This window comes from Mesorhizobium sp. M7A.F.Ca.CA.002.04.1.1 (genome assembly GCF_004022805.1).
Lineage (GTDB): Bacteria > Pseudomonadota > Alphaproteobacteria > Rhizobiales > Rhizobiaceae > Mesorhizobium > Mesorhizobium ciceri.
In genome coordinates this window covers 1-9,309 of record NZ_RZPL01000159.1, presented here as the reverse complement: position 1 = coordinate 9,309, position 9,309 = coordinate 1, and the positions used below count along the sequence as shown (strand labels likewise).

General features: G+C 64.0%; 8 protein-coding genes and 1 pseudogene. 4 read left to right on the top strand and 5 right to left on the bottom strand.

Annotated elements, in window-relative coordinates; translation table 11 throughout:
* Positions 1 to 66 precede the first annotated feature (66 nt).
* From ENZ75_RS11155 to ENZ75_RS11140, 4 genes and pseudogenes are all read left to right on the top strand, one after another.
* Positions 67 to 423, top strand: a complete 357-nt coding sequence (locus ENZ75_RS11155) for a hypothetical protein (RefSeq protein WP_024501714.1) — start codon at positions 67 to 69, stop codon at positions 421 to 423.
* 34 nt (positions 424 to 457) lie between these two features.
* A pseudogene (locus ENZ75_RS11150) lies at positions 458 to 642 on the top strand (ABC transporter permease); the annotation flags it as partial.
* 251 nt (positions 643 to 893) lie between these two features.
* Complete coding sequence (locus tag ENZ75_RS11145) at positions 894 to 1,883, top strand: TAXI family TRAP transporter solute-binding subunit (protein ID WP_024501713.1); 990 nt, start codon at positions 894 to 896, stop codon at positions 1,881 to 1,883.
* An 86-nt stretch (positions 1,884 to 1,969) separates the two neighbouring features.
* Entirely contained in the window at positions 1,970 to 4,027 is a 2,058-nt protein-coding gene (locus ENZ75_RS11140; protein WP_063168621.1) for a TRAP transporter permease, read from the top strand.
* A 306-nt stretch (positions 4,028 to 4,333) separates the two neighbouring features.
* Here ENZ75_RS11140 and ENZ75_RS11135 read toward each other — a convergent pair whose 3' ends face one another.
* The 5 genes from ENZ75_RS11135 to ENZ75_RS11115 all read right to left on the bottom strand — a co-directional run bounded on the left by ENZ75_RS11135 (position 4,334) and on the right by ENZ75_RS11115 (position 9,272).
* Positions 4,334 to 4,579: a MoaD/ThiS family protein gene (locus ENZ75_RS11135; protein ID WP_024501711.1), complete on the bottom strand. Its 246-nt coding sequence runs from the start codon at positions 4,577 to 4,579 to the stop codon at positions 4,334 to 4,336.
* Complete coding sequence (locus ENZ75_RS11130) at positions 4,567 to 6,837, bottom strand: xanthine dehydrogenase family protein molybdopterin-binding subunit (protein ID WP_063168620.1); 2,271 nt, start codon at positions 6,835 to 6,837, stop codon at positions 4,567 to 4,569. The genes ENZ75_RS11135 and ENZ75_RS11130 overlap by 13 nt, the downstream gene beginning before the upstream one ends.
* 1 nt (position 6,838) lies before the next feature.
* On the bottom strand, positions 6,839 to 7,315 hold the full coding sequence (locus ENZ75_RS11125) for a (2Fe-2S)-binding protein (protein ID WP_013530647.1): 477 nt from the start codon (positions 7,313 to 7,315) through the stop codon (positions 6,839 to 6,841).
* Positions 7,315 to 8,175: a xanthine dehydrogenase family protein subunit M gene (locus ENZ75_RS11120; RefSeq protein ID WP_063168619.1), complete on the bottom strand. Its 861-nt coding sequence runs from the start codon at positions 8,173 to 8,175 to the stop codon at positions 7,315 to 7,317. The genes ENZ75_RS11125 and ENZ75_RS11120 overlap by 1 nt, the downstream gene beginning before the upstream one ends.
* A 230-nt stretch (positions 8,176 to 8,405) precedes the next feature.
* Positions 8,406 to 9,272 (bottom strand): GlxA family transcriptional regulator, encoded by an 867-nt coding sequence (locus ENZ75_RS11115; RefSeq protein WP_245481146.1) that lies wholly within the window; start codon positions 9,270 to 9,272, stop codon positions 8,406 to 8,408.
* Positions 9,273 to 9,309: the final 37 nt, after the last annotated feature.

Below are 9,309 nucleotides of genomic sequence, written 5' to 3'. Positions count from 1 at the left end.
CAGCTATCGCCTTGTGGGATGAACAGGTCTATGCAGGCCCTTCACAAGGCTTAGGAGAGGCTTCGGATGAGAAACGCAATCTGCCTCGCATTGACTGCGGCAGTGGCTGGGTGCGCGACCTCCCCGGTCGACTATGAGGCGTCGCTTTCGCAGCAGGACCAGAAATGGGCCTCCCCGGCATGCCAGCAGGCCCGCAGGGCGGCTTCGGATTACGAGGCTCGCGAGAAAGAGCATCCGGGATGGGGTTTCGGCGTCCTGCTTGGTCCATACTCGATGGGGCTCGTCGCAGCCATCAAGGAGCATGAGCAGAAGCAACGAAAGCTGTTCGCCCGCGAAGTGCACCTGCAATGCTCAAGCCTGCCGCTGCCGAAGGAACTGCAGGGCGATTTGAACCCTGCCGTACCGCCGACCAAGTATCCATAGCCTGCCGCGCCTTCCGGCAGAAGGCGCCGGGGTGGCCGCCGTCATTGGCGGCACCTCGATCTTCGGCGGCCGCGGTGTCTACACCGGCACCATCCTCGGCGCCCTGATCCTGACCGTGCTGACGATCCTGCAGATGCCGGAAGGGGCAAGGCGGATCTTGTCGGGCTGATCGTGCTGTTCGTGACGGCGGTTTATTTGAGGATTGTGGAGGAGAGATAGGGGCGGGTTGAGGTGAATGGCTGCTTTTGGGCCGAATTCAGACAGGCAGCTTTGGCGCAAGGATGCGAACTACTGCCGTTCAACCAATGATAAAGGCTCAGATCGAATTTTGGTGCTTCTTCAAAATTTGCACCTATTGAGGATGCGCCACGGCCAGCCCGCGAGGACCGATCCGCTCTCAAAAAGCGTGTACAGGTTGACAACACCTTGGCCGCTGCAACATCCTGCCGGTTTTTAGACTGGGAGGTAGCATGACTATTTCGATCAACCGCCGCACCTTTTCCATAGGCGCGGGCGCTCTGGCTTTGGCTGCGGCCGGATTTTCGCCGGCACGCGCGCAGCAGGCGTTTTTCCGCATCGGCACGGGCGGAACGTCCGGTACCTACTATCCGGTGGGCGGCCTGATCGCCAACGCCATCTCGGCAACCGGGGCGGCCGGCGTCGAAGGCTTGGTCGCCACCGCCACGTCCTCCAACGGTTCGGTGGCCAACATCAGCGCCATCCAGTCGGGCGCGTCCGAATCGGGCTTCACGCAATCCGACGTCGCCTACTGGGCGCATTCGGGCACCGGCCTCTATGAGGGCAAGCCCAAGGTTGACGACCTGCGCCTCATCGCGACGCTTTATCCCGAGACGATCCATTTGGTCGCGCGTGCCGACGCCGGCATTAAGTCGGTGGCGGATCTCAAGGGCAAACGCGTCTCTCTTGACGAGCCGGGCTCCGGCACCATCGTCGATGCGCGACTTGTGCTTGGCGCTTACGGTCTGGCTGAAAAGGACGTGCAGCCCGAATATCTCAAGCCTGGCCCGGCCGGAGAGCGGCTGCAGGATGGCGCCATGGACGCTTATTTCTTCGTCGGTGGTTATCCGACCGGCGCAATCGTTGAGCTTGCCACCACCAACAACATCACGCTGGTGCCGATCACCGGCCCCGAGGCCGACAAGCTGCTGTCCGAGCAGAAGTTCTTCTCCACCGATACCGTGCCGGAAGGCACCTACAAAAATGTCGGCGAAACCAAGACCATTTCCGTCGCCGCTCAATGGGTGACCAGCGCCAAGCAGACCGACGACCTCGTCTACAAGATCGTCAAGTCGCTTTACAGCGACGAAACCCAAAAGGCCCTGCAGGCAGGCCACGCCAAGGGCAAGCTGATCACGCTCCAGAACGCGGTTACCAGCGCTGGCATTCCGTTTCATCCCGGCGCAGAGAAATTCTACAAGGAAGTCGGCACCCTGAAATAAGAGGCATTTGGACCGGCTGACAACAACGAGGCGGAAGGGATGCTTTCCGCCTCTTTTGTCTGGAAATTCAGGACACGGAACCGGCCATGAGCGATGACGACAAGATCAAGCTTTCCGCAATGGAGTTCGATGAGGAGAGCGCTCGCGAACTGGAGGAGAAATTCGACTCCGAAATCCGCTTCCGGCCACTGACCCGTGTCGCGGGCTGGCTGGTCGGCTTCCTCCTGGTGGCGCTGTCACTGTTTCACTACTACACCGCCGGTTTCGGCCTGCTGCAGGAAATGCTGCACCGGGGCATCCACCTGTCGATGGTGCTGGCGCTGATCTTCCTCGTCTTCCCGCTGGTGAAGAAAAGCTACGACCAGCCCGCGCGGTCCAGCCTCCTGCGGCCGCTCGGCATACCCCTTTTCGACTGGCTGCTGGCGATCGCTGCGGTCGTCGTCGTCATGCACGTGCCTATGATCCCGCTCGACGACCTTGCCTTCCGCGTCGGCAATCCCACGGCGCTCGACGTGGTGTTCGGCCTTATCCTCATCCTGCTTCTGCTGGAGGCGACGCGCCGCTCCGTCGGCATCCCGCTGCCCATCATCGCCGTCGTCTTCATGGCCTACGCGCTGTTGGGGCGGTACATGCCGAGCATTCTGGTGCACCCCGGCGCGTCCGTCTCCCAGCTCATCGATCACCTTTATCTGACGACGCAGGGCATCTACGGCATCGCGCTCGGCGTCGTCGCCACCTACGTCTTCCACTTCGTGTTGTTCGGCGTCTTCGCCACCCGCATTGGCCTCGGCCAGCTCTTCCTCGACTGTGCGGCGTGGGTCGCCGGCCGCTACGCCGGGGGTCCCGCCAAGGTGTCGATCTTCGGCTCGGCGCTGTTCGGCATGATTTCCGGCTCGTCGGTCGCCAACACCGTTACCGTCGGCTCGCTGACCATCCCGGCGATGATCAAGCTCGGCTACAAGAAACATTTCGCCGCAGCGGTGGAAGCGGCGTCCTCGACCGGCGGTCAGGTGACGCCGCCGATCATGGGCGCAGCGGCCTTCCTGATGATCGAATTTCTCGAACTGCCCTACACGACCATCATCCTTGCCGCCATCGTGCCCGCCTTCATGCACTTCTTTGGCGTGTTCATGCAGGTGCATTTCGAGGCCAAGCGAACCGGCCTCAGGGGGCTCAGGCCGGACGAGATGCCCGATGTCGTCGAGGCGCTGAAGCGGGACTGGCCGACGATCATCCCGCTCGTCGTTCTTATCGGCGTGCTGCTCTCGGGCTACACGCCCTACATGGCCGCCTTCTGGGGCATCACCTTGTGTATTCTCGTCGGCTTGCTCAATCCGCGCCGGCGCATGTCGGTCGCCGACATCGTGACGTGTCTGCGCGACGGCGCCAAATATGCGCTCGCAGTCGGAGCCGCTGCCGCAACCGTCGGCATCGTCGTGGGCGTCGTCACCCTGACCGGAGTGGGCTTCAAGCTGTCCTACATCGTCACATCGACGGCCGGACACCTTTCCCTTCTCTTCGGCACCTTCATCCCCGAGGCGATCTTCTCGGCCCAGGGCCTGACCCTATTGTTCACCTTGATCATGACTGGCGTCGTCTGCATCCTGATGGGCTGCGGCATCCCGACGACCGCGAACTACATCATTATGGTGACGATCGCGGCGCCGGCGCTTGTCATGCTCGGCACCGAGCCGATCGTCGCTCACTTCTTCGTGTTCTATTACGGAGTGCTGGCGGACATCACGCCACCGGTGGCGCTGGCGGCGTACGCCGCCGCTGGCATGGCGGGGGCGGACCCGTTCAAGACCGGCAACACCGCCTTCCGGCTGGGGATGGGTAAGGCACTGGTTCCTTTCGTGTTCGTCTTCTCACCGTCCCTGCTGCTGGTGACGAAGGATTTCACCTGGCCGAACTTCTTCCTCGCCTTTTTCGGCTGCGTGCTGGGCATCACCTGCCTGGGCGCCGCGCTATCGCGCTATCTTCTGGTGCGCACACGCCCATGGGAAAACGTGCTGCTCGTGTTCGCCGCCCTGCTTCTGGTGGCACCCGAACTCTATTCCTCGCTACTCGGCGTGGCGCTTTTGGTCCCGGTCCTGCTGCGCCATTGGAACGCACGCCACACTGAAGAGGCGCAACCAGTCTGATCAGCGCCGCTCCAACGCAATCCTTCCCGGGGTTTTCGACGTCGCGCATATGCGGTGGGCGGACGGAAAGATGAGAGGGCCGACCATCGAGTCCATGACATTCCGCTGCGGGTTCTCGGCGCCGAGCGAGCTTCAGCCTAGTCGCGAAGATGTCCGCTCGTGAGAAGAGGCGATGAGCCGTGGCGATGACCGGCATGGGGCGCAAATCAGACCCTCCTCCCGGTCGAATCCAACAGCGGTTTTTGGCCTTCTTAGAATTACGGGAATTACGGTGACAGTGCACCTTTTACCCTGCCATGTGTCCGCCTATCCCCCCGCCAATCGCGGCAGCAGAAAAATCTCCGCCCCCTCCGGCAGCTTCTTCGACCACGTATCGCGATAGATCGTCCCGTCGATCGCAACGGCGATGCCCTTGTCGATCAAGGGCTCGAGGCCGGGATACTGTTCAGCCAGCTTCCTGAACAGCTCCCTTATGTCCTTGGCCTCGATCTCGACCTTGCTGTTGCCTCCGGCGGTCGCGGCGAGCGAGCCCCAGAGCGTTACTTCGACCATTCCCGTTCCGCCTCGATCGCGGCAAGGATGCGCGGCGGCGACATCGGGATGTGCGTCATGCGCACGCCCGCGGCATTCGACACCGCATTGGCGATCGCCGCCAGCGGCGGCACGATCGACGTCTCGCCGACGCCGCGCACCCCGTAAGGGTGGTTGGGGTTGGGGATTTCGAGGATCTGGGTGTCGATCATCGGCAGGTCCGAGCAGACCGGGATGCGGTAATCGAGGAAGCCGGCGTTCTGCAGCCGCCCGTCCTTGCCGTAGATATACTCCTCGTTGAGCGCCCAGCCGATGCCTTGCGCGGCACCACCCTGGTATTGGCCCTCGACATAGGTCGGGTGCACCGCCTTGCCGGCATCCTGCACGACCGTGTAGCGGATGACCCTGGCGGCGCCGGTATCGGGATCGACCTCGATATCGCAGATATGGGTGGCGAAGGAGACGCCGGCGCCATCGGCGACGAGCTCGCTGTGGCCGGCGATCGGCCCGCCGGTCTTGCCCGACTCGACCGCGATCTCCTTCAGCGACAGCTTGCCGAGATTGCCGTGCTTCTCGCCCTTGGCGATCGCGTGGCCCTTCTCCCAGACCACGTCGTCGACGGCAATGTCCCACATCTGCGCGGCGCGCTCGCGCAGGATCTTGATCGCATTGCGGGCGGCCGAGATCGTTGCCATGGAAGACGAGAAGGTGCCGCGGCTGCCGTCCGTCATGTCGTTGTAGCCGAGGCTGGACGTGTCGGCGACGATCGCCTTGACCTGGGAATAGTCGATGCCGAGTTCCTCCGCCGCCACCAGCGACAGCGACGCGCGCGAACCACCGACGTCGACCGTGCCGACGGCAAGCGAGACCGAGCCGTCCATGCCGATGTTGAGGTCGGTGCAGGTCTGGCCGCCGAAGTTGAACCAGAAGCCGCAAGCCATGCCGCGGCCCTGGTTCTTGCCCAGCGGCGCCTTCATGTGCGGATGGCTCTTCACCGCCTCGAGCGTCGGGCCGATGCCGATCGGGCCGTAGACCGGACCGTAGGAGGACCGTGTGCCTTCCTGCGCGGCGTTTTTGATCCGGAAGTCGACCGGGTCCATGCCGATCTTCTTGGCCAGCTCGTCGACGGCGCTTTCCACCGCGAAGGCTGCCATGGGTGCGGAAGGCGCGCGATAGGCCGCGGTCTTCGGCCGGTTGACCAGCACTTCGTAGCCGACCGTCTTGACGTTATCGAGCTTGTAGCAGGCGAACGCGGTCATGGCGCCGATCTCGGCCCAGGAGCCGGCATACGGGCCGCAGCTGTAGCGCAGCGTCGCTTCGGCGGCGGTGATGGTGCCGTCCTTGCGGGCGCCGATCTTGACGTCGATCGAGGTGGCGCTGGTCGGGCCCGAGGCGCGGAACACCTCGTCGCGGGTCATCACCAGCTTCACCGGCCGTCCTGCCTTGCGCGACAGCGCCAGCGCCACCGGCTCGGCCCAGACATGGGTCTTGCCGCCAAAACCGCCGCCGATCTCCGAGGAGGTGACGCGCAGTTTCGAGGCTTCCATGCCAAGCAGCTGGGCGCAGTGCTGGCGGTAGACGAAATGGCCCTGCGTGCACACCCAGAGGTCGGCGGTGCCGTCGGAGCTGAAATTCGCCACGCAGGCATGCGGCTCGATATAGCCCTGGTGCGTCTGCTCGGTCTTGAAGGAGCGCTCGACGATGAAGTCGGCGTGCCCGAAACCCTGATGGACATCGCCATGGCCAAACTGGCTGCGCTTGGTGACGTTGGAGGGTTTTACCGGCTTTTCCTCAAGGCCCTCGGTGAAGATGGCATCATTGATCAAGGGCGCCGTGTGCTTCGCCGCCTCGTCGACATCGGTGACGTGCGACAAAAGCTCGTACTCGATCTCGATGAGCTTCAGCGCCTGCCTGGCGGTGCGGGCGTCGATCGCGGCGACCGCGGCCACCGCGTGGCCGTCATAGAGCGCCTTCGTGCGCGCCATGCAATTGTCGAGGACGTCGTACATGGCGGCATCGCCATCGGTGAGGTCGGGCAGGTCGGCCGCGGTGATCACCGCCTTGACGCCGGCGAGCTTTTCCGCTTTCGACGTGTCGATCTTGACGATCCTGGCGTGGGCGTGCGGGCTTCTCAGAACGCGCCCGACCAGCTGGCCGGCCATGTTGAAGTCGGCGCCGTAGCGCGCGCGGCCCGTCACCTTGTCGATGCCGTCGGGACGGATCGGACGTGTGCCGACGGAGGCGAATTTACGTCCGGAAAAACGTGGATCGAAATTCATCTCAGGCTCCCTTCATCACGATGGCCGCATCCTGGACGGCGCGCACGATCTTGTCGTAACCGGTGCAGCGGCAGAGGTTCCCGGCAAGGCCGAAGCGGATTTCCTCCTCGGTCGGGTCGGGGTTCTTGGCCAGGAGGTCCTTGGCCGCGATCAGGAAGCCCGGAGTGCAGATGCCGCATTGCAATGCGGCGTGCTCGAGGAATTTCTGCTGCAGCGGGTGCAGCGTATCGCCATGCGCCATGCCCTCGATGGTCTCGACGCGACGGCCTTCAGCCTCGGCGCCGAGCACCAGGCATGAGCACACCAACCGGTCATCGAGGATGATCGAGCAGGCGCCGCAGTCGCCGGTGCCGCAGCCTTCCTTGGCGCCCGTCAGCCCCAGCCGATCGCGCAGGACGTCGAGCAGCGTCTCGTCGGGCTGGCACAGATACTCGACAGCATCGCCGTTGATTGTCGTTGAAACTGCAATTCCAGCCATCATTTGCCTCCTGCACGTGCATAGGCTGATGTGGCGGCCCGCTGGGCCAGCACACCCGCAACTTTTCGTCTGAATTCGATAGTGCCGCGCTTGTCGTCGATGGGACGACAGGCCCCCGCGCAGACCTTGGCGAGCCGCTCCAGCGTCGCCTCTTCCAGCCTGGAGCCGACGAGCACCTCCGCGGCCTCTTCGACCAGAAGCACCGTCGCCGCCACGGCGCCCAGCGCCACGCGGGCCGATTTGACGACACCGTGCTCGTCGAGCGTCAGGTTCACCCCGGCGCTGACCACCGCGATGTCCATCTCGGTGCGTGGAATGAAACGCAGATAGGCATCGCCAGACCGCGGCTCGCGCTTGTCGAGCAGGATCGCCTCGATGATCTCGCCTTTGGCCAGCGACGTCTTGCCCGGCGCGGTCGGCACGCTCTGCACGGGGATCGTGCGCCGGCCCGCCGGCCCGACGACCACTGCCCTGGCGCCGGCGGCAACCAGCGCCGGCACGCTGTCGGCGGCCGGCGATGCGTTGCAGAGATTGCCCACGATGGTGCAGCGGCCCTGCACCTGCTTGGAGCCGATCAGCTTGGCCGCCTCGACGACACCAGGCCATGCCTTCTTGAGGGCGGTGTTCTCTCCCAGGACGGCGCAAGGGACCGCGGCGCCGATGCTGAAGCCTTCAGCCGTTTCCCGGATCTCGCTCAAGCCATCGATCGCCTTGATGTCGACGATCAACTCTGGTTCGGCAAAGCCGCCCTTCATCCTGACCAGGAGGTCGCTGCCTCCGGCGAGGATGGCGGCCGTACCAGCCGACCCGGCCAACTGGCCAACGGCATCTTCTATTGAAAGCGGACGTATGTAGCGCATCGTCTCCCCTTGGTCATCGCGATTTCAGCGACCGTTATAAACAGTCTCCTCATAATGGCTATCCGGTTCGTCGTCTGCGGCGATTGGGCCAGGCGCCGCAATATCCAGTCCAACAGGCCGAAAGTGGCGCACTGAATGGCAGCAACCGGCTTTGGAATGATTTTCGTGAAACTTCGGTCTGGATCAAGTGCGCTCATTCGGTTTTGTCCGCTTTTGGACCGGAACGGCGTTTAAGCCGGCAGAGCCGCTGCTTGGCTGCCCCACTGAAGCCCCCTGTGTTCGGCGGCCGTCCGAAACGCCTGCGGCGGCTGGCCAAGGGTACGCAGGAAGGCACGCCGCATGCGTCCGGGATCGCCAAAACCGGCGGCTTCGGCGATGCGCTCAAGCGGGAGATGGCTGGTCTCGATCGCCGTGCGGGCCGTATCGAGGCGCATGCGCTCTACCGCCTTTGCCGGCGTGACGCCGGTCTCGGACGTGAAGGCGCGGGCGAAGTTGCGGGGACTCATGGCCGCGTGATCGGCCAGGCATTCGACGGTCAGCGGTTCGGCCAGGTTTGCCCGCACCCACTCGATCAGCGCGGCGAAGCGGCCGGTTCGCCCGCCCAGTTCGACGAAGGCCGAGAATTGCGACTGGCCGCCCGGCCGGCGCTGGTGCATGACTATCTGCTGTGCGGTGCGGCGCGCCACTTCAGCGCCAAGGTCATCTTCGACGAGGGCAAGCGCCAGGTCTATTCCGGCCGAGATGCCGGCCGACGTCCAGATGTCGCCATCCCTGATGAAAATACGCTCGGCATCCAGCCTGACCTTCGGGTAGCGGCGGTGGAAGTCGTGACTGCTGGCCCAGTGCGTGGTGGCGCGGCGGCCGTCGAGCAATCCCGCCCGTGCCAGCAGGTACGCGCCGGTGCAGACGCTGGTGGTGCGCCGCGCCGGCACGCGCCTCAACCAGGCGACGATCTCGTCCATCGCCTCGATGGAACGGATGATTTCGCCGCCCGATACGATGACGGTGTCGAAAGGGCCGTCGCGCAGAGGTCTGGTGAGAAGCTTCAGGCCAGAGGAGCTTTCAACGTCGCCGCCGCCGGGCGACAGCAAAACCAACTCATAGCTGTCCGGGCGGCGAAATCATCCGTTCCAT

Excerpts from the sequence above, each read along its gene's own strand:
- ENZ75_RS11120 (WP_063168619.1), bottom strand. The coding sequence starts at position 8,175 with ATGCGCTACATACGTCCGCTTTCAATAGAAGATGCCGTTGGCCAGTTG.
- ENZ75_RS11130 (WP_063168620.1), bottom strand. The coding sequence starts at position 6,837 with ATGAATTTCGATCCACGTTTTTCCGGACGTAAATTCGCCTCCGTCGGC.
- ENZ75_RS11135 (WP_024501711.1), bottom strand. The coding sequence starts at position 4,579 with ATGGTCGAAGTAACGCTCTGGGGCTCGCTCGCCGCGACCGCCGGAGGC.
- ENZ75_RS11125 (WP_013530647.1), bottom strand. The coding sequence starts at position 7,315 with ATGGCTGGAATTGCAGTTTCAACGACAATCAACGGCGATGCTGTCGAG.
- ENZ75_RS11140 (WP_063168621.1), top strand. The coding sequence starts at position 1,970 with ATGAGCGATGACGACAAGATCAAGCTTTCCGCAATGGAGTTCGATGAG.
- ENZ75_RS11145 (WP_024501713.1), top strand. The coding sequence starts at position 894 with ATGACTATTTCGATCAACCGCCGCACCTTTTCCATAGGCGCGGGCGCT.
- ENZ75_RS11155 (WP_024501714.1), top strand. The coding sequence starts at position 67 with ATGAGAAACGCAATCTGCCTCGCATTGACTGCGGCAGTGGCTGGGTGC.